Here is a 26,796-nt window from a genome sequence, read left to right on the forward strand (position 1 = left end):
TGCGTCATGTCAGCCTCTTGCGCAGCGCCGATGGGAGTTTCCGGCCGCCTTGTCACGCTCATGGCCCTGTGCTGCGCGCTGGCGGTCTCGACCATCTACTACCACCAGCCGCTTTTGCCCCAGATGGCCGCATCGTTTGGCCTGGCACCGACACAGGCCGGCCTGATTGCCACGCTGACGCAGTTTGGTTATGCGCTAGGCCTGGTGTTCATCGTGCCGCTCGCCGATTGTCGACAGCCACGCCAACTCGCGCTGCTGGCCATCGCGGGAAATGCCTTGGCCCTGCTTCTTTGCGCCGTGGCACCGACCTTCTCAATGCTGTGCGTGAGCAGCCTTCTAGTCGGTGTGACGGCGATCACTGCACAGCTCATCATCCCTTGCCTGTCGGGGTTGGCCACTCCGGCTGAGCGGGGTCGTATCGTCGGCAGCCTGCTCAGCGGCCTCTCCGCAGGCCTTTTGCTGGCGCGCATGCTCGGTGGCTTCGCCGGCGCGCATACGGGGTGGAGAGCCGTCTTCGTGCTGGCCTCGCTCAGCGATGTCCTGCTGCTGGTCATCGTTGCCAAGCGCCTGCCCGCCAGCACAAGCCTTCAGACGATAAGCTACACCTGGCTCCTGGGTTCGCTGGGAAGCCTGATCAGGCAGGAAGGCGTGCTGCGTTACTGCGCGGCGAGCGGCCTGCTGATGTTCGCCGCATTCAGTGCGCTGTGGGCCTCGCTTGCCGCGCTGTTGGCACAACCCCCCTACGGACTCGATTCCGCCACAATCGGTCTGTTTGGCCTGGTCGCGCTGTTGGGCATCGTCGTGTCGCCGCATATTGGGGCGCTAACCGATCGTCTGGGCGCGCGCACCATGGTGCTCGCCGGCGCAATGGCCCTCGTCCTGGGGTTCGCATGCATTGCAGCAAGCGGGCAACATCTTGGCTGGCTGATCCTCGGTATGCTGCTGCTCGATATGGGCAATCGTGCCGGGCTGGTTGCCAACCAGGCACGGGTATTCACCCTCAGAGCCGAGGACCGGAGCCGGCTTAATACCGTATTCATGGGGTCGTATTTTCTGGGGGGAGCGATCGGCGCCGCATTGGGGAATTACGGCGTGCACCGGGCAGGCTGGATCGGCCTTGCCGCTGTTGGCATCCTGCTGTCTTTTGCGGCCATGGCGATCAATGCTCTTGCACCCCGTGAGTCGAGCTCGACGATGGACGAGGCTAGTCTATGAGCGATTCAGAAACGACGCGACAGCGCACCTTTGCTGGTTTGCTCCAGCGTGGGTCCTGGCCTGAACGATTCGATGAACTGGCCGATACCCATGGCGTTCCCTATGCGCAGCGCTACTTTATCGAAGGTGCGCCGCTGCGCGTTATTCAGTCCCTCGTTCCCACGCTGAAGATCGATGTGGTGGTGGTCGGCGTGGTGCAGCCCAGGCGCTGGGCCAAGCTGATCGGCGATACTACCGAACGGTTCGTCAATCATGCCTCGTGCAGCATTCTGAGAGTCAGGCTCACATCAGCAGATTGATTCAGGCGGTATCGCCGGCTCGGCCGTGGCGAATCACTTTGGCAACTTACGCCGCCATCCCCAGTTTGACTTGATAAAAGCCAAGCACAGGTCAGTTTTACGACGCCGCCCGCGGTCGAGGTGGTGGGCCCTGGAGTGGCGCCGCCTGATGCGTGGCTGGTGTTTCCAACTATGTCCTGGTTCAGACGCTCCAGCAGCTGCAGCGTGTCATTGGCGGGCCTGCCGATCTGCTCGGTGGTGCAGAGCCACATTGCCCTGACGACGGGCAGGGAATGGTCATTGCCTTCAACGCTGCGTTCATTGCTGTGGCGTTGCTGTTTGTCGTAGCGGTGCCGTTGCTGGTTTGCATAAGATGGTTTTGGCGCGCGGGCCTAGAGGCGCCAAGACAGCTCTGGCCAGCATCGAGCCAAGGCTGTCCGTTACCTTCAGGCGATAAGGTCCACTGCCAGCTGGAAGGCTACCCATAACGCCAAGCCAGTGGCGAATGCCAGCGCGATGTTTTCGAACCAGTTGTTGCGGTACGCCTTGCCCAGCAGCGATTTCTGGTTGGACATGATCAGCAGGCCCAGTGAGATCACGGGCAGGCCGATGATGTTCAGCGCGCTGACACCGATGGTGAGGGTCACGAAGTCCGGCATGCCCGGGATCGACCAGACCAGTGGGGTCACCAGGATGAACAACATGAACCATTTGTGCATTGGGTCGTTGTGGAATTCCTTTCCATAGCGTTCGCGCCGCCCGGGTTTCACATGCTGGAAAGCGTCGGTGATCAGCATGGGAAACGCAGTGGTCTTGCCGGAAATGCTGGCAAACAAGGTAGCGAACACGCCGACGAAGAAGATGTACCAGCCGATCGGGCCGAAGAACAGTTCCAGCGCCTTGCCCAGGTCGCCAAGCGTTTTTACCTCGATGCCGTTGGGCCGCAGGATTTCCGCGCCGACGATCCAGATCGCCAGGTTGATGACGATACCTACGAATACCGCGAACAGCAGGTCGTTGCGTTGGATGCGTTTGTGTTGCGGGCCGACCCAGCCTTTTTCACGCATGACATAAGGGTGCACGAAGTTGGCTACCGAACCTGCCACGGCACCGATCACCGATACCGCTACCAGCAATGCGCCGTGAACGCCTTCATCGGCTGGAATGCTGAAGCCGATGGTGCCTTTGACGATACCCGCCACGTCGGGGCCGGACATCACCGCCAGCGCCAGGAACGCCAGGGTCATGACCGCCAGCAGTAATTTCATGACCCCTTCGATCATGGTGTAGATGTTGCGCCCCACCAGCATCCACACGGCCAGCACCACGGCCATGGAGCACAGCAGTGGGTGGTCGATCCGCAGCAGCATCGCCAGCGCTTCCCCCGCACCCTTGATCATGTAGGCGTTCATCAGGTGCCCCATCAACAGGGCATAGGCCAACATGAACCAGGCGAACACCGGGTGCAGCTGCGCATAGCCCTGCAGAATGGTCATCCCTTGGTTATTGCACAGCTGGAAGCGGGCGATGATGTTTACGATCAGGTACCGGAGCAGGAGCGAAACGGCCAGCACCCACATCATGGCGTAACCGTAGTTCGCCCCGGCGACAGATGAAGTTATCAGATCTCCTGCCCCCAACCACGACAGAACCGCGATGACGCCGGGGCCAAGCAATCTGATCAGCTTTGACAGGCGATTTTGAGAGCGTACGGCAGTTTTTCCCTCGACAGAAGGTATGCTCGACATGGTGACTCCATTGTTTTTTTTGTGAGAGCGGAGCGTAGTCGAACATAGTAGATAGGATGTCGTACAACCTAAATTTCAACAAAGATATTTCTTGATGTTTCGAGGTAAGGTGCAATATCCAAAGAACGGTCGAGACGTCACTGACAGGCTTCATCAAGCAGTTGGGGAAGGCCGCATTTCTCGCGGCCTTTACCGGTTAGACCTGCGCTTGGCCACCGTCGACGAACAGTTCGGCCCCGTTGACGAAGCTGGCGTCGCTGGATGCCAGGAACAGAGCGGCTTTGGCAATCTCCTCAGGCTCGCCGACGCGCCCCAAGGGAATCTGCGATGCAAGGTAGTCCAGCAGGCCTTGTTGCTGAGCTGCGTCCGGGCCGGCGAGGTCTACCAGACCCGGGGTGCGAGTCGCGCCCGGGCTGATGGTGTTTACCCGGATGTTGCGATCTTTCAGGTCGAGGATCCAGTTACGGGCGAAGGCACGCACTGCAGCCTTGGAGGCCGCATACACGCTGAATGCAGGTGTGCCCGAGCTGGCAGCAGTGGAGCCGGTCAAAATTACCGAAGCGCCTTGAGCCAGAAGTGGCAACGCTTTCTGAACCGTGAACAGCGTACCTTTGACGTTACGATCAAAAGTGTCGTAGTAGTGTGCTTCAGAAATGTCTCCCAATGGCAACATCGAGCCCCCCCCTGCGTTTGCGAACAACACGTCAATACGTCCGTGCTCTGCAGCCACCTGTTGGTAAAGGGCATCGAGTTCGTCCGGCTTGGAAGAATCCACTCGAACCCCTACCGCGCTGCCAATCTGTGCGACGGCGTTGTCCAGCTCCGCCTGGCGGCGCCCAGTGATGAATACTCGTGCGCCTTGTTGAGCGAAAAGCTTGGCGGTCGCCAGGCCAATGCCCGAGGTGCCGCCAGTCACGATTGCGATTTTGTTTTCAAGCTTGCCAGTCATGATCAACTCCAGTGTTTGTGATGTTGCGTTGGGAGAAGCGTATCGACGGGCTGTAAAAACCAAAATAGAATTGTTGGAAACTTATCGTTGCAGAAATGAAATGAGCAAACTTCCGGATTTTGAAGGGTTGGCAATGTTTGCCAAGGTAGCTGAGGAGGGCTCGTTCGCAGCTGCTGCCAGAGTCATGGGCGTTTCAGTGCCTACAGTATCCAGGGCGGTAGCACGGCTGGAGGAGCGACTGGGGGGGCGCCTGTTCAACCGCACGTCTCGGCAACTTTCATTGACCGAGTTCGGTCAGAGCATGGCTGGCAAGGCTGGGGAAATCTATCGACAGGCCGAAGAGGTGGAAGGCGAGGCGATGGAGCTCTCCGTTCGACCTCGTGGCCTGGTTCGCCTTGCGATCCCCATGTCGTTCGGCTTGAGATGGGTCGCGCCCTTGATGCCGCAACTCTTTCGGCAATATCCAGAACTCTCGGTAGACCTCCATTTGTCCGACGCTTCGGTCGACCTGATCGCCGATGGTTTTGACGCGGCCTTGAGGATCGCTGCGTTGCCCGACTCCTCATTGGTGGCGAGAAAACTGTGTGCCGTGACTCAGTTCCTTGTCGCCTCACCGGCCTACCTCAATCAGCACGGAAGGCCAAAGCATCCCCGAGAGCTGGCAAGTATGCCTTGCCTCAGCTACGCCTACCGTGCCCGGACGCAGGTCTGGAGATTCACGCATGCATCTGGAATAGAAGAGGATGTCGTGCCTACCGGGCCTTTGCGTGTCACTAATTCGGAGGCGATGCTTCCACTGTTGCTAGAAGGGATGGCCATCTCTGAACTGCCTGAGTTCATCGCGAGTGAGTATCTGATGGATGGGCGCCTGGAAAGAATCTTGCCGGAGTGGAGTATGACTCGGGGCGGTTTGTATTTCGTGACGCCGTCTGCGCGAACCCGGCCAGTGAAGATCAGAGCTGTTTCCGATTTCTTCTTTGAACACCTTTCCGCGCCGACCTGGCGTTGGGCGCCTGGGTATGAGTCATCAGGTGATATTCAGCGAGCAGGGCTTGAGTGAGGTGGATTCGTCGATAACTTCGTCGAGGTTTACGGCGTGGTTTGCGTTGGCGAGCATGGTTTGCGCCAAGTCTTCCGGCAGAGTGTTGAGGTTGCGGCCGCCTCGGATATCAGCCTCCAGCAAACCCAGGAACGCACCCATAGCAGAGTCTTCATGGATGGCTTCTACGCGGCTGACCACGATTTCACCCCCCGCACGTCGAATGCGATTTTGCCACCGGTATCAAGCCCCAGTAGCTGGGGAACGGATTTGGGCAGTGTGACCTGCCCCTTCGAGGTCAACGTGGCGATTTAGTGGATGGCAGGCATGAACGTTCTCACGGATATGCTGAGTGAGCAGTAAGGAATAATCCTTACATGATCAAACTTGTTCTTCTGCTGATCAGGCAGAAACGGGGAGGACGCTCAATAGCGCCGTAAGATGAGTTACACCACTTCCTGGGACACGATCGGCGCGAAGCCCCTAAAGACTCTCAGGGTCGCCGAAGAACATCTGTATCCGCGACCGCAACCACCGCTCCGCCGGGTCATTGTCCTGCGCCCCGCGCCAGGCCATGTGCAGCTCGAAACTGCGCACATCCAACGGCAGATCCTCCGCCCGCAACCCACCCGCCGCGGTCAGCGCATCCGCCGTGTAGTCCGGCACCGTGGCGACAATATCGGTGCCCGCCAGCAAGCTCCCCAGCCCGTTGAACTGCGGCACCGCCAACACCACGTGGCGCTTGCGGCCTATCTCGTCCAGCGCTTCATCAATGAACCCCGACAAGTCCCCGGCAAACGACACCAGCGCATGCGGCCGCGCGCAGAAGTCGTCCAGGGTGATGGCGCCGGGCACGCTGTCGGCGCGCAGCAGTTTCGGCATGCTGCGGCGCAGCACCTTGCGTTTGGCGTTGGCTGGCAGTTCGCTGGTGTAGCTGACCCCCACCGAGATCTCGCCCGAGGCCAGCAGCGTCGGCATCAGCAGGTAATTGACCCGGCGCACCACCAGCACGATACCCGGTGCTTCGGCGCGGATACGCTTGAGCAGCTGCGGCAGCAGGGCGAATTCAGCGTCGTCCGACAGGCCGATGCGGAACACCGCATTGCTTGTGGCCGGGTCGAATTCGGCGGCGCGGCTGACGGCGGTGGAAATCGAGTCCAGTGCAGGAGACAGCAGGGCGAAGATTTCGTGGGCCCGGGCCGAGGGCTCCATGCTGCGGCCGGTGCGCACGAACAGCGGGTCGTCGAACAGGTTGCGCAGGCGCGACAGGGCCGCACTGATGGCGGGCTGGCCGAGGAACAGTTTTTCCGCGGCACGGGTCACGCTGCGCTCGTGCATCAGCGTTTCGAACACGATCAGCAGGTTGAGGTCTACGCGACGCAGGTCGTTTCGATTCATCGGTGCGCTTCGCCTAAAGTGGGGCAAAGGTGAATCTTAAGGCCAAAGGCTGGTACCCTGCACGGGTTTAGGGGGACCAATCGCAGGGAATGTCAGGTGCCCAATCGATGACAGGCATGTCGACTATTAATGACCACTGATGGTCTAACCGGCAAAGCCCGGATAAAGTCCGTGGTAATTAGAGGTTCACAAAGGCGAGGTATGCGATGTCCCGCATGATCCGTTTCCACAAGTTCGGCGCTGCCGATGTGCTCCGTTGCGAGGAGCAGGCCGAACCGTCACCTGCTGCCGACGAGGTACAGATCCGCGTCGAGGCGGTTGGCGTCAGCTGGTATGACGTGCTCTGGCGCCAGAACCTGGCACCATCCCAGGCACGCCTGCCAGCAGGGATCGGCCACGAGATGGCCGGGGTGGTGACCGCGGTCGGCGAAGGGGTCGAGGATATTGCGGTGGGCGACCGGGTTGCCAGCTTCCCGGCCACCAGTGCCAACGACCACCCGGTGTACGGCGACGTCATTGTGCTGCCGCGTACGGCCATTACCCGTTATCCGGATGTGCTCACCCCGATCGAGGCCAGCGTGCACTACACGCCGCTGCTGATCGCCTATTTCGCCTACATCGACCTGGCCCGGGCAAAAGCCGGGCAGACCGCGCTGGTTACCGATGCCAGCCACTGCGCGGGCCCTGCCTTCGTGCAGCTGGGCAAGGCCCTGGGGCTGAAGGTGTTCGCCGCCACCAAGGAGGCGGAGCAGCGTGAGTACCTGCTGGGCCTGGGCGCCGACAAGGTGATTGTCACCGAAGAGCAGGACCTGCTGCTGCAGGTCGGCAAGTATACCGATGGCCGTGGCGTGGACATGGTCCTCGATGGCATGGGCGGGCCGCAGATGTCGCTGTTGGGCGATGTACTGGCACCGCGTGGCAGCCTGGTGCTGTATGGCCTGCAAGGTGGCAACCAGACGCCGTTCCCGGCTTGCGCGGCGTTCCAGAAGAACATCCAGTTCTATGTGCACTGCATCGGCAACTTCACCGGCAAGCCGGAGCTTGGCATCAGCCAGGATCAGGTGGCGCTGCAGCGCGCTCTGCGCGATATCAACCAGTTCACTGCCGACCAGTTGCTGACACCGCAGATCATCAAGGTGTACCCGTTCGAGCAGGTGGTCGAGGCGCATCGCTACATGGACCAATGCCCGTGCGGCGGGCGTGTGGTGCTGGACATGGCGCAACACTGACAACGGTCTGGATTATCAGGAAGCCCGGGCAGAGTCCCGGGTTTTTTGTGCCCAATACAAACTGGTATGACGTTAAAAAAAGAAAGTTCCTACAACGAAATACGTCACGTCTTATATTTAAAACCATTGCTCGGTGGCCCGTGGAAATATTCCGCCAAGCTTTTGGGCTTGAACTGTTCTTGCCTGGCAGTCAATGTGTTTTCTCACTTCCGCTGAATGGTTTTTTTACCCTGATCTGTATCTTCTATTCGCTTTGCATCCCTCGATAATGGCTCAATGATAGTTTGCGCAAGGAGCGTGGAATGAGCATGGCTATGCCCAAGCCAGGGCGGTGTTTGGCAGCGGCAGGGCGTCGCGACGATGCGTTTTTCTCGATGTCATGGCGACAGTGATGGTTACGTCATTAATTCCAATTAGTTGTAGGAAATTTCTTCTGGAAAAGTTCAGGGCATGTTGATGTTCAGATTCTCTGATCAACGTGCGCTGGCTGCATGAAGTTGATGAGGTGATCTCGTGACTGCTATTCACGACCAGGCAATGCACTATATCTACCAACAAGTACTCGAGCGCTTGCTCAGTCATATGTCACAAGCGCAGCGTGCTTCCTTGCAATTGCTGATACAACGGCTGCTGGTTGCTGCGGGCGGGCCCGAATACATCGGCACCTACCGCTTGCTGGTGCTGCAAGGCAACGATCGCTGCAGCACCCGGCTGCTGGCCATGCTGCGTGCCGCACAACTGAGTATCGCCCTGCGGGCGCCGTTAACTTTCCAGCTGCGGGTCCTGGTGGTGAGCCTGCCTGTGGCTGACAGTGCCACGCTCGAATGCCATGAGCGCAGCTTCAATGCGCTGTTCCTGCAGGATGACCCGCGGGTACAACTGCAGATGATCAAGGGGCGTGAAGTAGTGCCGTTCAGCCGGCATGCCCCTGCCGCGCCTGACAACTGGCTGTTGCCGAGGGACGCCATGCTGATGTTCGGTCATCTGGTCGAGGCCGGGCCCGAAGCGCTACTGGGTAGTCGCCTGCATCTGGAACTGGCGGCCGGCGTCGGCTTTGCGCTGCAGGCACATTCACCTGCGGATGTATTCGTCACCGCCATTCCTGCGTGCCAGCGCCGCCGGTACCTGGCCTGGGCACGGCGCAGCCTGCGCCTGGCAGGGGAACATGGTCCGCATGTGTTACACCAGTGCCTGGCGACGCTGGCACAGGGGCTGAGTCGACTGCACGGCAGCATCGGGCTGCCACCCGGCGCTTTGTCGGAGCCGACCTCGGTGGGCGTGCCGCAGAGCACGCCGGTGCGGTTGATTGCCATTGACGACCTGATGCCGCCGTTGCTCGAAGAGCAGCAGCTGGACCTGATGCTCGGTTGTCGCGTCGAAGGGGGGCAGGACGCCTGGCAATTGGCCGCGTTCGTCGAGCCGTTGGCCCCGGTGCAGCTGCGGGAGCTGCATGCACGCAGTCTCGAGCCGCAAGCCAGTCGCCCGGCATTGCGGCTGGCTGGCCAGCCGGGCGCCAAAAAGCGGCGCGATGTGCATCAGCTGCAGTTCGGCAAGGCATATGGCATCAATCAGATCCAACAGGTGTGCCTGCTGTTCAGCCCGTTTGCCAGGCAGGGGAAGAATCTGGAGCGTTTTCTGCAGTGCTGGCATGCCGACATGCTGGTGGCGCTGCCATACCTGCATCGAGCCTTGCAGGGTAAACCCTGCCCTGATGCGGTGAAAAACTGGCTGGTGAACACCAGCGGCCTGCCGCTGGGGCAACTCAGGTTGATCTATGGCGGGGGCCTGCCGCTGGCCTGCTGGCGGCTGATGAGCCATCTGGCACGTCGCGATGTACAGCTGAGGTTGCTGCCGCGGCGGTTGGCGGGGCGGCGGCGTGGTCATGCGGGGCCACCTTGATGGAGCAATCGGGCTCCGGCGAATTCGCCTATCGCAAGGTCTATCGTTATCTGGAAGCCCTGATCGACCAGGCTCCACGCAGCGGCCCGTGCCGTTTGCCGTCGTTGCGCGTGCTGGCCCGGCGGTTGCGGGTGTCATTGGCCACCGTGCAGAGCGCCTACAGCCTGTTGGAAGAAGAGGGCCGCGTGCAGTGCCTGCCCAGGTCGGGCTATTACGTACAGGGCGCTGCCAAGGGGGAGGCTGCAGCCATGCCCCGGCAGGCACCCTTGCCAGCACAGCCGATGCTCGAGCGCACCCTGTTCACCCACGAGCGGCGCCTGGCCCGTCAGCGCACGCACAGTGTTGCCCCATGGGAAGCGCCCGGCAGCGCCCGTCTGCGCAATGCCCTCGCCGAGCGCTATACCCGCTCCTCAAACCAGTACTGGCGTGCCGAGGACGTTCAACTGGCTCCGGATGTGCAGGCGTTGCTGGAGACAATGCTGGCGGCGCTGGCCCTGAAAGGCGGCACCGTGGTGGTGCACTCGCCCTGTTGCTGGCAGGTGCTGCGCGCGTTGGCACGTGCCGACATGCGAGTGTTGGAGGTACCACTGGATACCCGTGGCAACCCGGACCTGCGCGCCTTGGCCCGGCTGCTGGCCAGCGAGCCGGTGTGCATGCTGGTCATGCCGTCGTGCCTTGGCATGCCGCAGGGGCGGCTGGTTTCACCTCACTATCAGCAGCAGCTTGGCCAGTTGCTTGACCAGCACCCTGTATGGTTGCTGGAAAACGACCTGGACAGCGAGCACTGTTACAGCGGGCCGCCGAATACACGCCTGCGCGATTGGGTCGACTCCCGCTGGCTGTTGGTGATGGGGGCGTTCGATGCCGCAGTGGGGAACGAGGCGCCCTATGCCTACCTGCTGAGCCTTGATGCCGGGCTGGCCAGGGCTTTCTCTGAGCGTGCATTTCGGCTTGCACCGCTTCGCCTGCAAGCGCTTGCGCACATGCTGGGCAAAGGCGAAATCGAGGCGCAACTGGTGCGGTTGCGCACCGACCTGCAAAAGCGCATGCAATATCTGGCGCGTGAGTTGCAACAGCAGTTCGGCCAGCGGGTGATGCTGGAAACTCCGGACGGTGGCCGGACACTGTGGGTGCGCTTTCGCCAGCCGCTGCCGTGGGAGGGTATTGCCGCAGCGCTGGCTGGTTCATCACTGCAAGCACTGCCGGGCGAGCAGTTCAGCCTGCAGGGCCGCTACCAGCAGTGCCTGGCGATGGCGTGGCTGGGTGATCACCCGGGGGAGCTGCAACAGGCGGTAGAGCGCCTGGCCCATGCGCTGGAACTGCGCTGTGGCCGGCCTGCCGGGGTTACACCTTGAGCCGCCGGGGTTGCTTGGGCTGCTCCTACCGAACCTCGCCGAACCAGTGATTCGTGGAGCGCTCGCTAGTCAGCGATTCGCTTGCTCCTGCCCTTGCCGCAAGCGGGTACTGACCAGCGCTGCCACCACCAGCAACGCGGCGATGATCCACAAGCCATTGCGGGTACTGCCGGTGGCCTGCTCGATCAGGCCCATCACCGATGGGCCGACGAAACCGCCAAGCAGGCCGCAGGTGGTGACAAAGGCCAGACCTGCCGCCAGGGCACTGCCACTCAGGCGGCTGGAGGGGAAGACGAAGATGATCGACTGCACCACGAACAGCATCAGGGCAGTCAGCGAAAACCCGATCAGGCCGATGAACGAGTTGGCCAGCGACGCCAGCAGCAACCCGGCCGCCATGGTCAGCAGGCCGCAGAACAGCAGGGTGCGGCAACGGCTCGGCGAGGTGGCCAGGCGCGGGAGGGTGGCGGCGCCGATGGCGGCAGCAATCCACGGTACGGCGGTCAGCAGGCCGACCTGGAAGGGCGACAGTGCGCTGTAGGTGCCGATGATACCCGGCAGGAAGAAAATCACCGTGTAGATGGTGATCTGGTGCACGAAGTACACCACGATCGCCAGCCAGATCTGCCGGTCGCGGAACATCTGCCCCAACTTGCTCTGCTGCGGTGCGGTGGCGCGCTCCGCAGCCAGGCGGCGCTCGATGTCCTCGGCTTCGACGGCCGACAGCCAGGGCGCCGAGGCCGGGCCATCGGGCAGTTTCTTCCATACCACATAAGCCAGGGCCACTGCCGGCAGGCCTTCGAGCACGAACAGCCATTGCCAGCCGTGCCAGCCCAGCACACCGTCCATTTCCAGCAGGGCACCCCCCAGCGGGCCGCTGAGGATGTTGGCCAGGCACACGCCCAACAGGAAGTAACCCGTGGCGCGGGCACGCTGTTCACGATCGAACCAGTAGGTCAGGTACAGCATCACGCCGGGGAACAGGCCCGCTTCGGCAACCCCGAGCAACAGGCGCATGACGTAGAACGAGGTTTCGCCCTGGACGAAGGCCATGCCCGCCGAGAGCAGGCCCCAAGTGATCATGATGCGGGTGATCCAGAAGCGTGCGCCGACCCGATGCATGATCAGGTTGCTGGGTACTTCGGCCAGGGCGTAGGTGAGGAAGAACAGCCCGGCGCCCAGGCCGTAGGCCGCTGCCGACAGGCCGAGGTCTATACCCATGCTGGCCTTGGCCAGGGCAATGTTGGTCCGGTCAAGGAAGCTCATCACGTAGACAACGATGAGCAGAGGCATCAGTTTGCGCAGCAGCAGGCCGTTCAGGCGCTGTTCGGTGGTGGCGGCAGGGGCGGGCGCCGCCGCAGTACCGGTGAGGATTGTCATTGTTTTTTCCCCGTGAAAAGAGCTGGTGGCGTGCCGCGCAGAGGCGGCACACCCAGGTAGGTGGGTCAGGAGCGGTTGATGTCGAGCCACACCGCGCCGTTGGGGTACTGGTAGCGCGCGAGGGTCTCGGCATGCATTTCGATGCTGTAGCCCGGGCGTTGCGGTGGCATGTAGCGCCCGCGGTGGATCACCACCGGGTCGATGAAATGCTCGTGCAGGTGGTCGACGTACTCCAGCACTCGGTTGTGCAGCGAGGCCGACACAGCGATGTAGTCGAACAGGGCAATGTTCTGCACGTATTCGCACAGGCCGACACCGCCGCCGTGCGGGCACACGGGTACGTCGTACTTGGCCGCCATCAGCAGCACGATCAGCACTTCGTTCAGGCCACCCAGGCGGGCCGCGTCCAGTTGGCAGAAGTCCAGCGCGCCGGCCTGGAACATCTGCTTGAACATTACCCGGTTGTGGCAATGTTCACCGGTGGCCACGCCAATCGGCGCAATGCGCTGGCGGATGGTGGCGTGCCCAAGGATGTCGTCCGGGCTGGTCGGCTCTTCGATCCACAGTGGCTCGAACGCGGCCAGGCGGCGCATGTTGGCGACGGATTCCTCGACGCCCCATACCTGGTTGGCATCCATCATCAGGGTGCGCTCCCAGCCAATTTCGTCGCGCAGGATGCTGGCGCGGCGAATGTCTTCCTCCAGGTCCGCACCGATCTTCTGCTTGATGTGGGTCCAGCCATCTTCCACCGCCTCGCGGGCCAGCTTGCGCATTTTTTCTTCGCTGTAGCCCAGCCAGCCCGGCGCGGTGGTGTAGCCAGGGTAGCCTTCGCGCAGCATCTGCGCTTCGCGCTGAGCCTTGCCCGGCGCCTGGCGCCGCAGCAGGGCGATGGCTTCTTCGGGGGTGAGCACATCGGTCACGTAGCTGAAGTCCAGGCAGCGCACCAGCTGCTCGGGCGTCATGTCGGCCAGCAGCTTCCACACCGGCTTGCCCTCGTGCTTGGCCCACAGGTCCCACACGGCATTGATGATCGCGGCGGTGGCCAGGTGGATCACGCCCTTTTCCGGGCCCAGCCAGCGCAACTGGCTGTCGCTGACGGTGAAGCGGTGCCAGAAGCCGCCCATGTCGGCCGTGATTTCCTCCAGGGTGAGGCCGACGATCAGCGGCGCCAGCGACTGCACCGCAGCAGCGCAAATCTCGTTGCCACGGCCGATGGTGAAGGTGAGGCCGTGGCCTTCCAGAGCCTCGGCGTCGGTGTGCAGCACCACGTAGGCCGCCGAATAATCGGGGGCGCTGTTCATGGCGTCGGAGCCGTCCAGCGACAGCGAAGTGGGGAAACGAATGTCGCGAACGCTCAGGTGGGTAATACGTATGCTCATGGTCGGCTCTTGTTCTGTTCAAGCACTGGGAGACCTGACTGTAGGTTGTCGAGCGATACAGGCATAATCGCCAAATCTTAATCAGTGATACCGGATTCGATATGTCTCGCTTGCCACCCGACAGCGCCCAGGCGCCTGCCAGCCTCGGCGCATTGAAGATCTCCAGCCGGCAGATCACGCTGCTCAACGCCTTGGGCGAGTTCGCCAACCTGCGCCGTGCTGCCGCGGCGATGCACACCACGCAACCGGCTGCGAGCCTGTTGCTGCAACAGCTTGAGGAGCGCCTTGGCGTACGCTTGTTCGAGCGTTTGCCACGGGGCATGCAAGCGACGCTGTATGGCGAAGTGATGATCCGCTATGCGCAGAACGCGCTGCATGAGTTCGAGCACGCCCAGGCGCAGATTGCCGAGCTGGCGCGCGGGGCCCAGGGCCTGGTGCGGGTGGGCAGCGTCATGGGCCCGGTGCCGGGTGTGCTGACCAGGGCAGTACTGGCCTACAAGCGCGATCACCCCAAGGTGCGCATTTCTCTGGAGGTCGGCACCAGCGACACCTTGCTGCCGGCCTTGCTGCGTGGCGACTTCGACATGGTGGTGGGGCGCCTGCCGGACCAGAGCGACAGCCAGGACCTGAACATCGAACTGTTCGAAGGCGGTGAGCAGATGCGTGTTATCGCCCGCGCAGGCCACCCGCTGGCCAATGCCGCCGGGCTGCAACTGACCGACCTGGTGGCCTTGACCTGGATCCTGCACCCCATCGGCAGCCCGATGCGCCGCCGCGTCGAAAGCGCGTTGCAGGCCGGCGGCATGGTGCAGTCGCTGGATATCGTCGAAACTGCCTCGATCCTGGCTACCACCGCCATGCTCGAAGCCTCCGAGATGATTGCGGTGGTGCCCGATGACGTAGCCAAGCATTATGCCCGCTATGGAATGGTCGCTATCCTGCCTGTAGAACTGCCGCTGGCAATGGCCAACCTGGGCGTGTTGACCCTGCGCTCGCGGCCCAACTCGGTTGCCCTGGACACCTTGCTGCACTACCTGCGGGCGCAATAGCCCTGCCTTTCACTTGCCTGAGGCCCTGCGTCAATGCCGCCGGACATGACCCATTCCAGCTTTTGCAACTGGATCCGCTACAAGCACCTGGTGCTGATCGACACCTTGGCGCGTACCCGCAACATGCACGCCACCGCCACGCGCATGAACCTGAGCCAGCCGGCACTGAGCAAGATGTTGCGTGACCTTGAGGAGCAGTTCGGCTTCGCCCTGTTCGAGCGCCTGCCGCGGAGCATGCCACCCACCGAACTGGGCCAATATGTGGTGCGCTATGCCCAAGGCGCGCTGGCCGAGTCGCAACAGTTCGTCGACCAGGTCAACCGCCTGCGCAACGGTGGGCACGGCTTCATCCGCGTCGGCGGGATCTTTGCCGCCACCGCGCTGGTGCTGCCGCAGGCCATCGCCGCGATAAAGGCGCGCAGCCCGTTGCTGTCGATCGAAGTGGTGGAGCATTCCAGCGATCACTTGTTGACCATGCTGGAGCAGAACAAGCTCGACATCATGATTGGCCGTTTCACTGAAGAACGCTTCGGCCAGCTGTTCGACTTCCAGCCCCTGGAGCCGGAACCGTTCAGCCTGGTGGTCAACAGCGAGCACCCGCTCAATCAGCTGGAAAGCACGCCGCTGGCAGCGCTGGGCGACTGGCCGTGGGTGCTGTACCCGGTGGGCACGCCGATCCGCAACCGCCTGGAACAGGCATTTCGTGTTGCCGGCATCGCCACGCCTGCCGACAGCGTCGAAACCATCTCCATGCCCATGTTCCTGCAATTGCTGCAGGCGGCGCCGATGATCGCCATGTTGCCGCGCTCGATGGTTGCAGCGCAGTTGGCCAGCGGCCAACTGAAAGAATTGCGCAGCCCGTTGCACCTGGCGGCGCTGGAGTACGGCGTGGTTACCCGAAAGGACGAGCCGCTGAGCGCTTCGGCCCAGGCGTTTGTCGAGATTTTGCTGGAGGGGGCTCGGCGCCGTCAGCAGGAACAGGAATGAAGCCCCTGGGGCTGCGCAGCGGCTCCAATGGCCCTGAAATGTGATTGATAAACACGCCCTGATACCGGTTTTTGATAACCCAGGGTTATCGCACGATCGGATCATCTCATTGGGAATGTTGCCCAAGGCTTCTTACAGTGGTCGCAGCCATAACAAGAAGCCAGCCGCACCCTGAGAGGTCCCATGCAACTGATTGCCAAGTCCGGCGACCTTGCCGTCATCCGCCTCAACCCGCTGGACAACGTGCTAATCGCCCGCCAGGCCCTGCCGCAAGGCCTGCGCCTGGACGCCGAAGCGATTACCGTTCGCCAGCCCATCCCCTCGGGCCACAAGCTCGCTACCGAGCGTGTGGAGCAGGGCCAGCCCCTGCGCCGTTACGGGCAGATCATCGGTTTTGCCTCGCAGGCCATCGACGCCGGCGAACACGTGCATGTGCACAATGTGCAGATGGGCGATTTCGCCCGTGACTACGCGTTCGGTGTCGATACCCGCAGCCAGCCCGGCCGCGAGGCGCAGTTCCAGGGCATTGTGCGTGCCGATGGCCGGGTCGCCACCCGCAACTACATCGGCATACTCACCTCGGTGAACTGCTCGGCGACCGTGGCCCGGGCCGTGGCCGACCATTTCCGCCGCGACATCCACCCTGAAGTGCTGGCCGATTACCCGAACATCGACGGCGTGGTGGCACTGACCCACGGCGCCGGCTGTGCGGTGGACCCCGGCGGTGAAGCCCTGGGCCTGTTGCGTCGTACCCTGGCCGGGTACGCCGTACATCCCAATTTCGCTGCCGTGCTCATCATCGGCCTGGGCTGCGAGACCAACCAGATCGAGAGCCTGCTGGAAACGCAGGGCCTGCAGGCCAGCGCCCAGCTGCGCGCCTTCACCATCCAGGGTATCGGCGGCACCTCCAAAGCCATCGCCGCCGGTATAGAGCAGGTCAAGGCTCTGTTGGCCGAGGCCAACCAGGTGCAACGCCAGCCGGTCAGTGCGCGGCACCTGGTGGTCGGCCTGCAATGTGGCGGTTCCGATGGCTATTCCGGCATTACCGCCAACCCGGCATTGGGCAATGCCGTCGACCGCCTGGTGGCGGCCGGTGGCACCGCGATCCTCTCCGAGACCCCGGAGATCTACGGTGCCGAGCACCTGCTGACCCGCCGTGCGGTCAGCCGCGAGGTCGGCGAAAAGCTGCTGGCCCGCATCCGCTGGTGGGAAGACTACTGCCAGCGCATGAACGCCGAGCTGAACAACAACCCTTCGGCTGGCAACAAGGCCGGGGGCCTGACCACCATCCTCGAGAAGTCCCTCGGTGCGGTGGCCAAGGCCGGTTCCAGCAACCTGGTCGATGTGTACCAGTACGCCGAAGCGGTGCGGGCCCAAGGCCTGGTGTTCATGGATACCCCCGGCTACGACCCGGTTTCGGCCACCGGCCAGGTGGCTGGCGGGGCCAACCTGATCGCCTTCACCACCGGCCGTGGCTCGGCCTACGGCTGTGCCCCGGCGCCGTCGATCAAGCTGGCGACCAACAACCGGGTGTTCGAACACCAGGAAGAAGACATGGACGTCAATTGCGGCGGCATCGCCGACGGCTCCACCAGCATCGAGGAGTGCGGCGCGTTCATCTTCGAGCAGATGCTGCGCATCGCTTCCGGTGAACGCAGCAAGAGTGAACTTCACGGCTACGGTCAGAACGAATTCGTGCCCTGGCAGATCGGTGCCGTGACCTGATCGCCAGCCCCATCCCTTTTCCAAGGCAACTGCAATGACTCGAGCCACACTTCACAATGTGCAAGCACTCACCACCTTCGTCGAGCGGCTGTTCGAAAAGGCCGGCGCCGATGCCGAAGTCGCCCAGGCAGTGACCCGGGTACTTCTCGAAGGCGAATTGCTGGGCCATCGCACCCATGGCCTGAACCTGGTCAGCCGCTACATCGACGGCATGCTCGGCGGGCAGGTCAAGGCCCGCGCCCAGGTACTGGAGCAGGTGTCGGACAGTGGCATCTCCAGCCTGTTCGATGGCCACTACCTGTTGGGGCCGTACTGCGTCAGCCGTGCCCTGGACTGCGCGGCAAAGGGCGCCACTTCGCAGGGTATCGGCATCGCCGTGGTACGCCGCGCTGCGCATATCGGTTGCCTGGCAGCTTACCTCAAGCCCTATACCGATCAGGGCCTGGTGGCGATGCTGTATTCCTCGGACCCGTCGGTAGGGCTGGTCTGCGCCCATGGTGGCGTTGACCCGATCTACACCCCCAACCCGATTGCCGCGGGCATCCCGACCCGGGGCGAGCCGATTCTGCTGGACGTCAGCATGTCCACCGTCACCCTCGGCCTGGTCGGCCAGTGTCGCGACGCCGGCAGCCGCCTGCCCCACCCGGTGCTGGTGAGCAATGACGGGCAACTGAGCGACGACCCGCGCGACTTCTTCGCCAGCCCGCAAGGCAGCATCCTGCCCTTGGGGGGCCAGGCCTTTGGCCACAAAGGTTTCGCCCTGGCGCTGCTGGTCGAAGCCCTGACCTCGGGGCTGGCCGGCCATGGCCGCAAGGATGCACCAGACCAGTGGGGTGCATCGGCCACCGCCGTGGTCATCGATCCGAGTTTCTTCGGCGGCCTGCAAGCGTTCACCGACGAAACCAGCTTCCTCGGCCGGCTGGTCCTGGCCAGCCGGCCACTCGACCCCGAGCGCCCGGTGCGCCTGCCTGGGCAGGCTGGCCTTGCCTTGCGCCGCCTGGCCCTGGAGCAGGGCGCAAGCCTTTCTTCACAGCTGGTGGCCGACCTTGACCGGCTGGCCGGGCAGCTGCAATTGCCGGCACTTTCCCAATGAATGACAGTAAGGGTACACAGATGACTGAACGAGCGAACGGCAAGCGACTACCTCTGACTCACGATGCCAGCGCGTTCGACAGCGGCAGTTGGGTAGGGCGGGTCTGGCTGCCGGACCAGGGCCCTGCGGTGGTACTGGTAAAGGCCGGCGCCGTGCACGACATCAGCGCCCATGTAGCCACCGTCTCGGCCCTGCTGGAAGTGGCCGACCCCGTGGCCTACCTGCGCAGCCTGCCGCTGGCCGAGCCGCTGATCGGGCTGCCAGCCTTGCTCGGCAACAGCGACCCGGCCCTGCGCGACCCGCGCCAGCCATGGCTGCTGGCACCTGTCGACCTGCAGGCGGTGAAGGCCGCTGGGGTAACCTTCGCCACCAGCCTGCTGGAGCGCGTGGTCGAAGAGCAGGCCAAGGGCGACCCGGCCAAGGCCGATGCCATCCGCGACACCCTGGCCAGCCGCATCGGCGCCGACCTGTCGCAGATCGTACCAGGCTCGGCCCAGGCCGAAGCGCTGCGCAAGGTGCTGGTGGAGCAGGGCCTGTGGTCGCAATACCTGGAAGTGGGTATTGGCCCGGACGCCGAGGTGTTCACCAAGGCCCAGCCACTGTCGGCGGTCGGCCATGGCGCCGACATCGGCATCCACCCGAAGTCGAGCTGGAACAATCCGGAGCCGGAGGTGGTGCTGGCGGTGTCGAGCGATGGTCGCATCAAGGGTGCGACGCTCGGCAACGACGTCAACCTGCGTGACTTCGAAGGCCGTAGCGCCTTGCTGTTGTCAAAAGCCAAGGACAACAATGCCTCCACCGCGCTTGGCCCGCTGCTGCGTTTGTTCGACGAAAGCTTCGGCCTGGACGACGTGCGCGCCGCCGAAGTGGACTTGCAGGTGGTGGGCGAAGACGGTTTCATCCTCGCCGGCCGCAGCTCCATGCGTCAGATAAGCCGCGACCCGCAGGACCTTGTGCAGCAAACCCTCAACGAGAACCATCAATACCCCGACGGCCTGGTGCTGTTCCTCGGTACCTTGTTCGCCCCCAAGCAGGACCGCGACCAACCGGGCAACGGCTTCACCCACAAGCCGGGCGATGTGGTGAGCATCAGCAACCCGCAACTCGGTACCCTGTGCAACCGCGTGACTACCAGCGACCTGGCGCCGCAGTGGCATTTTGGCCTGCGTGCGCTGATCGACAGCCTCGGCCGGCGCGGGCTGCTGGACGTAGCAACCACCGCGCGCCAGCCTTGAGCGGCGCGCTGCGTCAGGGAGGGCGCAGCTTGAACGAAGGACCGCCAAGGCGCTGACAGCGCGGCAACAATAATAATAAAGGTCATCACATGAACCCTATGAAGAAGTACCAACGCATCACCGTCGTGTTCCTGCTGCTGATCGGCATAGTCAACTACCTGGACCGTAGTGCGCTGTCGATCGCCAACACCTCGATCCAGAAAGACATGATGATCAGCCCGTCGCAGATGGGCATCCTGTTGTCGGCGTTTTCCATTGCCTATGCCTTTGCCCAGCTGCCGATGGGCATGATCATCGACCGCCTGGGCAGCAAGATCGCCCTCGGTGCCTCGCTGCTGGGCTGGTCGGTGGCCCAGGCAGCGTTCGGCATGGTCAACAGTTTTGCCGGCTTCATGGGCTTGCGGGTGTTGCTGGGGATTGGCGAGGCGCCGATGTTCCCATCCGCGGCCAAGGCCCTGTCGGAGTGGTTCGATGCCAACGAGCGTGGTACTCCCACCGGCGTGGTCTGGTCCTCGACCTGCCTCGGCCCTTGCCTGGCGCCACCTTTGCTGACGCTGTTCATGGTCAACTTCGGCTGGCGCGGCATGTTCATCATCACCGGTGTGATCGGCGTGGTGCTGGCGCTGTGCTGGCTGACCTTCTACAAAAGCAAGGCACGCTACCTGGCGGAGCTTGCTGCCGAGGGCAAGCCGTTGCCAAGCGGGCAGCAGGTGCCGGCAGCCACTGCACAAGCGCCGAAGGCCTCGTACTTCGCCGGCTGGCTGGACCTGTTCAAGCACCGTAGTACCTGGGGTGCGGTACTGGGCTTCATGGGCGTGATCTACATGCTCTGGCTGCACCTGACCTGGCTGCCTGGCTACTTCGAGCGCGAGCATGGCCTGGACCTGTACAAGACCGCCTGGGTAGTGTCGCTGGCCTATGGCTTTGGCGCAGCGGGCACGATCGTTGCCGGCCGTTTCTGTGACTTGCTGGTGAAACGGGGCATGAGCGTGCTGGCCAGCCGCAAGTTCAGCGTGATCACCGGGCTGGTGCTGGCGGCGCTGTTCACTCTGCCGCTGTCGTTCGTCACCGGCCTGACCGGTTGCATCATTTTGCTGTGCCTGGCGCTGTTCAGCATCAACATGGCCAGTGCCACTGCCTGGATGATCGTCAACACCATCGTCGACAGCCAGCGCGTGGCCTCGTTTGGCTCGATCCAGAACTTTGGCGGCTACATTGCCGGCTCGGTGGCGCCGATCGTCACCGGCTTCAGCATCCAGTACTCGGGCTCGTTCACCACGGCGTTCATGATCAGTGCGGTGGTGGCGCTGTGTTCGGCGTTGGCCTACTTCCTCCTGCTGCAGGCGCCGATTGGCAGTGCCAAGGTCAAGGCGGCGGAGATGGTCGGGGCGACGGAACAGGTGTGAATTCCGGGGGGGCGCTTTGCGCCCCAATCGCGACGCAAGGCCGCTCCCACAGGTATCGCGCTGGTTTCAACAGCACTGCAATACCTGTGGGAGCGGCCTTGCGTCGCGATTGGGCTGCAAAGCAGCCCCCAAGCCGATAGCCGATTGTTCAGCGACCCACGGCACTTGCCAGGCATACTGGTCTGTATGTATAACCAGTACCCATTTCAGCCGCCTGACCCCAGCCCGTGATCGCCCATTCCGTCGACGACCCGTTCTACTACCTGCACAATTTCCGCCAGGTGCTGCTGTGGGTCGAACAGCGCTACGAAGACCTGCTCGACGATCAGGAGCTGGCTTTCATCCGCACCTTCGGCCAACTGGACGCCCCGGCGCAGGCCCTGATGGTGCGCATGGTCATGCGCAAAGGCGAGCTGTTTCGCAGCGACCGCCTCGACTATGCCGAAATCGGCGATACCGGGCAGGCCCTGCAACCGTTGCTGGCCCTCGGCTGGGTACGGGAGCCCGCGCAACTGGAACTGGAGCAGCTGTTCGCCCTGCTGCGCAAGGACGAATTCGCCCGTTGTTTTGCCCCACAGCTGAGCCGCCCCCGCGCCGCCAAGCATGACCTGCTTGCACAGCTGCAACCCTTGGGCCTGCAAGCCCGGTCATTGGCCGAGTGGTTTCCGGACAGCGGCGTGCGCATCCTCCAGTGGTGCCTGCAACCCTTGTGCGACCGCATGCGCCTGCTGTTCTTCGGCAACCTGTACCAGGACTGGTCGGACTTCGTCCTCGCCGACCTCGGCTTGTTGCGCTACGAACAGGTGCCGTTCAGCACCGATTCGCGTGCCCTGCAACAACGCGCCGAAGTCGACCTGGCCATGGCCTTGCACCAGTGCGCCGAGCGCCTGGAGCAGGGCGACGACCCGCTGTCGATCCTGGCAGCCATGCAGGGCCTGCACAGCGACAACCCATGGTTGGCCCGGCGCCATGCGCGCCTGCAATTCGCCCTGGGCCAGCAATGCGAGCGCCTGGGCGACTGGGCGCAGGCCATGGCTGTGTACACGCAATGCAGTCATGCCCAGGCGCGCATCCGCCAGGTGCGGGTGCTGGAGCGCAGCGAGCAGTGGCCCCAGGCCCATGCGCTGGCGCTGCAACTGGCTGCGGCACCGGCCAACGCCCTGGAAGTGCAGGCGCTGGAACGCATGTTGCCACGCCTGGCACGCAAGCTCGGTGGCCCGCCACAGCGGCGTCAGCGTGTCGCTCCCCTGGAGCTGATCGAGCTGGAACTGCCTCGGGAACGGGCAGCGCTGGGTGTGGAGGAGGCGGTACGCCAGCACTTGGCCGAAGCCGACGGGCCGGTGCATTACGTGGAGAACACCCTGTTCAACAGCCTGTTCGGCCTGCTGTGCTGGGAGGCGATCTTCGCCCCGGTGCCTGGCGCGTTCTTCAACCCGTTCCAGGCCGCCCCGCAGGACCTGCACGACGGCGACTTCCAGCAACGCCGCAGTGCTCTGTTCGAACGGTGCCTGGGGCGGCTCGACGATGGCAGCCATCACCGGGCGATTCTCGACTGCTACACCGCCAAGCAAGGCCTGCAGTCGCCATTCGTGTTCTGGTCTGTGCTCAGTGAAGCATTGCTTGAGCAAGCCCTGGCCTGCCTGCCGGCGGCCCATTTGAAACAGTGCTTCCTGCGCCTGCTGCAGGACATCCGCAACAACCGCGCCGGCATGCCCGACCTGATCCAGTTCTGGCCCGAACAGGGTCGCTACCGCATGGTCGAGGTCAAGGGGCCCGGTGACCGCCTGCAAGACAACCAGCTGCGCTGGCTGGAGTTCTGCCGGGTCCACGGCCTGCCTGTCGCAGTGTGTCATGTGCGCTGGAGCGAAACGCCTTGAGCTACAGCGTGGCGGTACGCGCCTTGTGCGAATTCAGCGCCAAGGTCGGCGACCTGGACCTGCGCTTCACGCCATCACCTACCGCCCAGGAGGGGATCGAGGGGCATCGGCGAGTGGTGGCGCGACGTGCTGCGGGCTACGAGTCGGAAATTGCCCTCGAAGGCCAGTTCGAAACGCTGAAAGTGCGTGGCCGCGCCGACGGTTACGACCCCGCCTGCAACCGCCTGGAAGAAATCAAGACCCACCGTGGCGACCTGTCGCGCCAGCCGGCCAACCACCGCCAGTTGCACTGGGCGCAGGCCAAGGTCTACGGCTGGTTGATGTGCCAGGCACGGCAACTGCCGGCCATCGAGGTGGCGCTGGTTTACCTGGACGTGGACAGCGATGGCCAGACGCTGATCAGTGAACATTGCACGGCTGCCGAACTGCAGGTGTTCTTCGAAACCCAGTGCCAACGCTTTCTGGCTTGGGCACAAGCGCAGGAGCAGCGCCTGGCCGAGCGTAACCAGGGCCTGCAAGCACTGGGCTTCCCCTATCCGGTGTTCCGCCAGGGCCAGCGACAACTGGCAGAAACCCTGTACAAGGCGGTGAGCACCGGCCGTTGCCTGATGGCCCAGGCCAGCACCGGAATTGGCAAGACCCTCGGTACCTTGTTCCCCCTGCTCAAGGCCATGGTGCCGCAGCAGCTGGACAAGCTGTTCTTTCTCACCGCCAAGACTCCGGGCCGGGCCCTGGCCCTGGATGCCATGCGCCAGATCACCGACGCCACGCCGCAGCCGGCCTTGCGCACGCTGGAGCTTATCGCCCGCGACAAAGCCTGCGAGCACCCCGACAAGGCCTGCCATGGTGAATCCTGCCCGTTGGCTGCGGGCTTCTACGACCGCCTGCCGGCCGCACGCGCGGCGGCGGCAGCGTTGCCCATGCTCGACCGCGCCCAGCTGCGCGAAGTGGCCGTGGCGCACCAGGTGTGCCCGTATTACCTGGGCCAGGAGATGGCGCGTTGGGTAGACGTGCTGGTGGCGGACTACAACTACTACTTCGATGCCCACGCCTTGTTGTACGGCCTGACCCAGGCCAACCAGTGGCGGGTCGCGGTGCTGGTGGACGAGGCACACAACCTGGTCGAACGCGGGCGCGGCATGTACAGCGCCAGCCTGGACCAGGGCCAGTTGCTGGCCCTGCGCCAGAGCAAACCGCACGGGCTGGTCAGTGCGCTGGACCGTTTGAACCGGCAGTGGAACGCTCTCTACAAGGAGCAGCGTGCGCCGTACCAGGCCAGCGAGTCGCTCCCAGAGGCTTTGCTGCGTGCCCTGCAGCAATGCATCGGGCTGATCCAGGAACAGATGAACCAGGCGCCTGCGCAAATGGACCCGCAGGTGCTGCAGTTCTTCTACCAGGCGTTGCAGTTCAGCCGGGTTGCCGAGCTGTTCGACGAGCACTTCCTGTTCGACATCAGCCAGCGCCAGGGGCCACGCAAGCGGCGGCTGGCCACCCTGTGCCTGCGCAATATCACCCCGGCGCGCCTGTTGGGCCCACGCATGCAGGCCGCGCGCAGCGTGACGCTGTTTTCCGCCACCCTGAGCCCACGGCATTTCTACAGCGACCTGCTGGGCATGCCGGCCGATACCGCCTGGCTGGAAGTGGCCGCGCCGTTTCGCGCCGAACAGCTGGAAGTGCGCATCGCCAGCCAGGTATCCACCCGTTACCAGCAACGCCAGGCTTCGCTGGCGCCGATCGTCGAGCTGATTGCCAGGCAGTATGAGCGTATGCCGGGCAACTACCTGGCGTTCTTCAGCAGTTTCGAGTACCTGCAACAGGTGGCCGGGCTGCTGGCCGAACGGCATCCGCAGATTCCCATGTGGTCCCAGCAACCGGCCATGGACGAAGCAGCTCGCCAGGGCTTTCTCGACCGTTTTGTGGCGGATGGCCGCGGGGTGGGCTTTGCGGTGCTGGGTGGTGCATTCGGGGAGGGGGTGGACTTGCCGGGCACGCGGCTGATCGGCGCGTTTGTCGCCACCCTCGGGCTACCCCAGGTCAACCCGGTCAATGAGCAGTTCAAGCAGCGTCTGGGGCGGCAGTTTGGTGCGGGGTTCGATTACGCCTATCTCTACCCGGGCGTGCGCAAGGTCATTCAGGCAGCAGGGCGGGTCATCCGGGGCGACCAGGACCGTGGCGTTCTGGTCTTGATCGACGAGCGCTTCGCCGAGCCCCGGGTGCAGCAGATGTTCCCGGGGTGGTGGCCGGTGCCGGGAGGTTAACGCGGCCCCGGCGATGGGCCGCAAAGCGGCCCCAATCCAGGCATCAAGGCTAGCCTTCGTTCGTTCAGTAGGCTCAATTGGGGTAAGATCACGATCCGTGCCAGCTCCGAACCCCTTGTATATCAAGGTGATGGCACCTCTCCGGGTCCGAATGACATGCGTTTTCTGCTGTTATTTGGACCTGCTGGTATGTCGTATTGACTTGCTTCATGGTTGGCCCGGTTCGCTGCTGGCCAACGCTTCGCTACAGGATTCACGTTTTGTCCGATCTCTCGAAAAACCCGCTGCTGCAGTACATGGCCCGCCTGGCCCCATCCAGCCAGCAAACCATGCGCTACATCCTTCAGGACGCTGCCGACCGGCTGGGTTTTGTCGACTGCAATATCGTCGATGTGCCCTGGCATCGGCTCGAGCCCGGCCATGTGATCGCTCTGGTGGCGGCGCTGCGTGCCGACGGTTACGCACCCAACAGCTCCTCTCTGTACGTCAACGCCATCCGCGGTGTGATGAACGAAGCATGGCGCCAGGGCCTGATCGATCACGAGCAGTTGCTGCGCATTCGCGAGGTCAAGCCGGCCACCGGCAGCCGCCTGCCGCCGGGGCGCAACCTGCGCCGCAGCCTGATTCGCGAGCTGATGGATGTGTGCGCGGCCGACCCACGGCCGCAGGGTGTGCGTGACGCGGCGATCATCGCCTTGCTGTACGGCACCGGTATGCGCAAGTCTGAATCGGTGGACATCGACCTGGACCAGGTCGACTTCGAGGCGCGCAGCCTGCAGGTGCTGGGCAAGGGCAACCGCCAACTGATCAAGTACGCCCCGCCATGGGCGTTCGAGAAGTTGCAGGCGTGGCTGGACCTGCGCCGCCAGGACTTGCCGGCAGGGGCCGAAGACGACCCGTTCCTGTTCAACCGCATCCGCCGTGGCAGTCATATCACCCGGGCGCGTATCACCAAGCATGCCATTTACTACATTGCCCGCCAGCGTGGTGCGCAGGTGGGTGTGAAAATCATGCCGCACGACTTCCGCCGGGCGTTCATCACCCGGGTGATCGAAGAGCACGACCTGTCCATTGCGCAGAAGCTGGCGCATCACGCCAATATCCAGACCACGGCCATCTATGACCGGCGTGACGACAATGAACGTCGGCGTGCGGTGGACCGCTTCGATTACTGAGTTTCGTCACACTTGGGGCTGCTGTGCAGCTCATCGCCGGCAAGCCAGCTTGTGTCTTGAGAGGGGATTAGAATCTGAAGTGAGAGCGGTGAATGGCAAGCTGAATGCCAGAGGTGCCTTGA

The 26,796-nt window shown here is 63.2% G+C and carries 20 protein-coding genes and 1 pseudogene; 15 read left to right on the forward strand and 6 right to left on the reverse strand.

All coding sequences use genetic code 11. The features are described from left to right. Positions 1 to 6 precede the first annotated feature (6 nt). Both IRZ77_RS13275 and IRZ77_RS13280 read left to right on the forward strand, forming a co-directional pair. A complete protein-coding gene (locus tag IRZ77_RS13275) occupies positions 7 to 1,215 on the forward strand; it encodes an MFS transporter (protein WP_230386527.1) in 1,209 nt (402 codons plus the stop codon). Continuing rightward, on the forward strand, positions 1,212 to 1,514 hold the full coding sequence (locus IRZ77_RS13280; protein ID WP_108480000.1) for a universal stress protein: 303 nt from the start codon (positions 1,212 to 1,214) through the stop codon (positions 1,512 to 1,514). The genes IRZ77_RS13275 and IRZ77_RS13280 overlap by 4 nt, the downstream gene beginning before the upstream one ends. Before the next feature lie 425 nt (positions 1,515 to 1,939). On the opposite strand, the gene IRZ77_RS13285 is transcribed toward IRZ77_RS13280, so the two are convergent. Both IRZ77_RS13285 and IRZ77_RS13290 read right to left on the reverse strand, forming a co-directional pair. Further along, the gene (locus IRZ77_RS13285) at positions 1,940 to 3,241 is read right to left on the reverse strand and encodes an Nramp family divalent metal transporter (protein ID WP_108480002.1); all 1,302 of its coding nucleotides are present in this window, start codon (positions 3,239 to 3,241) and stop codon (positions 1,940 to 1,942) included. Positions 3,242 to 3,437: 196 nt separating this feature from the next. Continuing rightward, on the reverse strand, positions 3,438 to 4,190 hold the full coding sequence (locus IRZ77_RS13290; protein ID WP_085598514.1) for an SDR family NAD(P)-dependent oxidoreductase: 753 nt from the start codon (positions 4,188 to 4,190) through the stop codon (positions 3,438 to 3,440). A 100-nt stretch (positions 4,191 to 4,290) separates the two neighbouring features. Between IRZ77_RS13290 and IRZ77_RS13295 the strand changes: the two genes are divergently transcribed. Then, positions 4,291 to 5,250 carry a LysR family transcriptional regulator gene (locus IRZ77_RS13295; RefSeq protein WP_085598516.1) on the forward strand — a complete coding sequence of 320 codons (960 nt, stop codon included), beginning with the start codon at positions 4,291 to 4,293 and terminating at the stop codon, positions 5,248 to 5,250. Here the strand turns inward: IRZ77_RS13295 and IRZ77_RS13300 are convergent. Together IRZ77_RS13300 and IRZ77_RS13305 are read right to left on the reverse strand one after the other, a co-directional pair. Continuing rightward, positions 5,218 to 5,540 (reverse strand): annotated as a pseudogene (locus IRZ77_RS13300) (type II toxin-antitoxin system PrlF family antitoxin). The gene IRZ77_RS13295 and the pseudogene IRZ77_RS13300 overlap by 33 nt on opposite strands. 172 nt (positions 5,541 to 5,712) lie before the next feature. Beyond that, a complete protein-coding gene (locus IRZ77_RS13305; protein ID WP_153671073.1) occupies positions 5,713 to 6,627 on the reverse strand; it encodes a LysR family transcriptional regulator in 915 nt (304 codons plus the stop codon). Between the two features lie 206 nt (positions 6,628 to 6,833). On the opposite strand from IRZ77_RS13305, the gene IRZ77_RS13310 reads away from it, so the two are divergent. From IRZ77_RS13310 to IRZ77_RS13320, 3 genes are all read left to right on the forward strand, one after another. After that, complete coding sequence (locus tag IRZ77_RS13310) at positions 6,834 to 7,856, forward strand: zinc-dependent alcohol dehydrogenase family protein (protein ID WP_046613736.1); 1,023 nt, start codon at positions 6,834 to 6,836, stop codon at positions 7,854 to 7,856. A 513-nt stretch (positions 7,857 to 8,369) separates the two neighbouring features. After that, positions 8,370 to 9,755, forward strand: coding sequence for a hypothetical protein (locus IRZ77_RS13315; protein ID WP_108480005.1), 1,386 nt, complete (start codon positions 8,370 to 8,372; stop codon positions 9,753 to 9,755). Further along, positions 9,755 to 11,110, forward strand: coding sequence for a GntR family transcriptional regulator (locus IRZ77_RS13320; protein ID WP_196173648.1), 1,356 nt, complete (start codon positions 9,755 to 9,757; stop codon positions 11,108 to 11,110). The genes IRZ77_RS13315 and IRZ77_RS13320 overlap by 1 nt, the downstream gene beginning before the upstream one ends. 69 nt (positions 11,111 to 11,179) lie before the next feature. Here the strand turns inward: IRZ77_RS13320 and IRZ77_RS13325 are convergent, their stop codons facing one another. Together IRZ77_RS13325 and IRZ77_RS13330 are read right to left on the reverse strand one after the other, a co-directional pair. After that, positions 11,180 to 12,490, reverse strand: a complete 1,311-nt coding sequence (locus tag IRZ77_RS13325) for an MFS transporter (protein ID WP_108480007.1) — start codon at positions 12,488 to 12,490, stop codon at positions 11,180 to 11,182. A 65-nt stretch (positions 12,491 to 12,555) separates the two neighbouring features. Next, a complete protein-coding gene (locus IRZ77_RS13330) occupies positions 12,556 to 13,869 on the reverse strand; it encodes an L-fuconate dehydratase (protein WP_196173650.1) in 1,314 nt (437 codons plus the stop codon). Between the two features lie 101 nt (positions 13,870 to 13,970). On the opposite strand from IRZ77_RS13330, the gene IRZ77_RS13335 reads away from it, so the two are divergent. The 9 genes from IRZ77_RS13335 (at position 13,971) to IRZ77_RS13375 (ending at position 26,674) form a co-directional block, all read left to right on the forward strand. Then, positions 13,971 to 14,918: a LysR family transcriptional regulator gene (locus IRZ77_RS13335; RefSeq protein WP_108480008.1), complete on the forward strand. Its 948-nt coding sequence runs from the start codon at positions 13,971 to 13,973 to the stop codon at positions 14,916 to 14,918. A gap of 33 nt (positions 14,919 to 14,951) precedes the next feature. Continuing rightward, positions 14,952 to 15,905 (forward strand): LysR family transcriptional regulator, encoded by a 954-nt coding sequence (locus IRZ77_RS13340; protein WP_046616896.1) that lies wholly within the window; start codon positions 14,952 to 14,954, stop codon positions 15,903 to 15,905. Positions 15,906 to 16,088: 183 nt separating this feature from the next. Then, complete coding sequence (locus tag IRZ77_RS13345; protein ID WP_108480009.1) at positions 16,089 to 17,630, forward strand: UxaA family hydrolase; 1,542 nt, start codon at positions 16,089 to 16,091, stop codon at positions 17,628 to 17,630. A 34-nt stretch (positions 17,631 to 17,664) separates the two neighbouring features. After that, positions 17,665 to 18,723 (forward strand): Ldh family oxidoreductase, encoded by a 1,059-nt coding sequence (locus tag IRZ77_RS13350; RefSeq protein WP_108480010.1) that lies wholly within the window; start codon positions 17,665 to 17,667, stop codon positions 18,721 to 18,723. A gap of 20 nt (positions 18,724 to 18,743) precedes the next feature. Next, on the forward strand, positions 18,744 to 19,958 hold the full coding sequence (locus tag IRZ77_RS13355) for a fumarylacetoacetate hydrolase family protein (RefSeq protein WP_046616893.1): 1,215 nt from the start codon (positions 18,744 to 18,746) through the stop codon (positions 19,956 to 19,958). Between the two features lie 98 nt (positions 19,959 to 20,056). Continuing rightward, on the forward strand, positions 20,057 to 21,364 hold the full coding sequence (locus IRZ77_RS13360; RefSeq protein WP_052970538.1) for an MFS transporter: 1,308 nt from the start codon (positions 20,057 to 20,059) through the stop codon (positions 21,362 to 21,364). Between the two features lie 227 nt (positions 21,365 to 21,591). Further along, the gene (locus IRZ77_RS13365; RefSeq protein ID WP_135001278.1) at positions 21,592 to 23,241 is read left to right on the forward strand and encodes a VRR-NUC domain-containing protein; all 1,650 of its coding nucleotides are present in this window, start codon (positions 21,592 to 21,594) and stop codon (positions 23,239 to 23,241) included. After that, positions 23,238 to 25,499, forward strand: a complete 2,262-nt coding sequence (locus IRZ77_RS13370; protein WP_196173652.1) for an ATP-dependent DNA helicase — start codon at positions 23,238 to 23,240, stop codon at positions 25,497 to 25,499. Before IRZ77_RS13365 ends, IRZ77_RS13370 begins: the two co-directional genes overlap by 4 nt. A 260-nt stretch (positions 25,500 to 25,759) precedes the next feature. Next, positions 25,760 to 26,674 (forward strand): site-specific integrase, encoded by a 915-nt coding sequence (locus IRZ77_RS13375; RefSeq protein ID WP_015270152.1) that lies wholly within the window; start codon positions 25,760 to 25,762, stop codon positions 26,672 to 26,674. The last annotated feature ends 122 nt before the right edge of the window (positions 26,675 to 26,796 follow it).

Source organism: Pseudomonas pudica (genome assembly GCF_015680405.1).
GTDB lineage: Bacteria > Pseudomonadota > Gammaproteobacteria > Pseudomonadales > Pseudomonadaceae > Aquipseudomonas > Aquipseudomonas pudica.

Bases quoted from the DNA above. Each gene is read 5' to 3' on its own strand.
- IRZ77_RS13275 (WP_230386527.1), top strand. From the start codon at position 7: ATGTCAGCCTCTTGCGCAGCGCCGATGGGAGTTTCCGGCCGCCTTGTC.
- IRZ77_RS13280 (WP_108480000.1), top strand. From the start codon at position 1,212: ATGAGCGATTCAGAAACGACGCGACAGCGCACCTTTGCTGGTTTGCTC.
- IRZ77_RS13285 (WP_108480002.1), bottom strand. From the start codon at position 3,241: ATGTCGAGCATACCTTCTGTCGAGGGAAAAACTGCCGTACGCTCTCAA.
- IRZ77_RS13290 (WP_085598514.1), bottom strand. From the start codon at position 4,190: ATGACTGGCAAGCTTGAAAACAAAATCGCAATCGTGACTGGCGGCACC.
- IRZ77_RS13295 (WP_085598516.1), top strand. From the start codon at position 4,291: ATGAGCAAACTTCCGGATTTTGAAGGGTTGGCAATGTTTGCCAAGGTA.
- IRZ77_RS13305 (WP_153671073.1), bottom strand. From the start codon at position 6,627: ATGAATCGAAACGACCTGCGTCGCGTAGACCTCAACCTGCTGATCGTG.
- IRZ77_RS13310 (WP_046613736.1), top strand. From the start codon at position 6,834: ATGTCCCGCATGATCCGTTTCCACAAGTTCGGCGCTGCCGATGTGCTC.
- IRZ77_RS13320 (WP_196173648.1), top strand. From the start codon at position 9,755: ATGGAGCAATCGGGCTCCGGCGAATTCGCCTATCGCAAGGTCTATCGT.
- IRZ77_RS13325 (WP_108480007.1), bottom strand. From the start codon at position 12,490: ATGACAATCCTCACCGGTACTGCGGCGGCGCCCGCCCCTGCCGCCACC.
- IRZ77_RS13330 (WP_196173650.1), bottom strand. From the start codon at position 13,869: ATGAGCATACGTATTACCCACCTGAGCGTTCGCGACATTCGTTTCCCC.
- IRZ77_RS13335 (WP_108480008.1), top strand. From the start codon at position 13,971: ATGTCTCGCTTGCCACCCGACAGCGCCCAGGCGCCTGCCAGCCTCGGC.
- IRZ77_RS13340 (WP_046616896.1), top strand. From the start codon at position 14,952: ATGCCGCCGGACATGACCCATTCCAGCTTTTGCAACTGGATCCGCTAC.
- IRZ77_RS13345 (WP_108480009.1), top strand. From the start codon at position 16,089: ATGCAACTGATTGCCAAGTCCGGCGACCTTGCCGTCATCCGCCTCAAC.
- IRZ77_RS13350 (WP_108480010.1), top strand. From the start codon at position 17,665: ATGACTCGAGCCACACTTCACAATGTGCAAGCACTCACCACCTTCGTC.
- IRZ77_RS13355 (WP_046616893.1), top strand. From the start codon at position 18,744: ATGACTGAACGAGCGAACGGCAAGCGACTACCTCTGACTCACGATGCC.
- IRZ77_RS13360 (WP_052970538.1), top strand. From the start codon at position 20,057: ATGAAGAAGTACCAACGCATCACCGTCGTGTTCCTGCTGCTGATCGGC.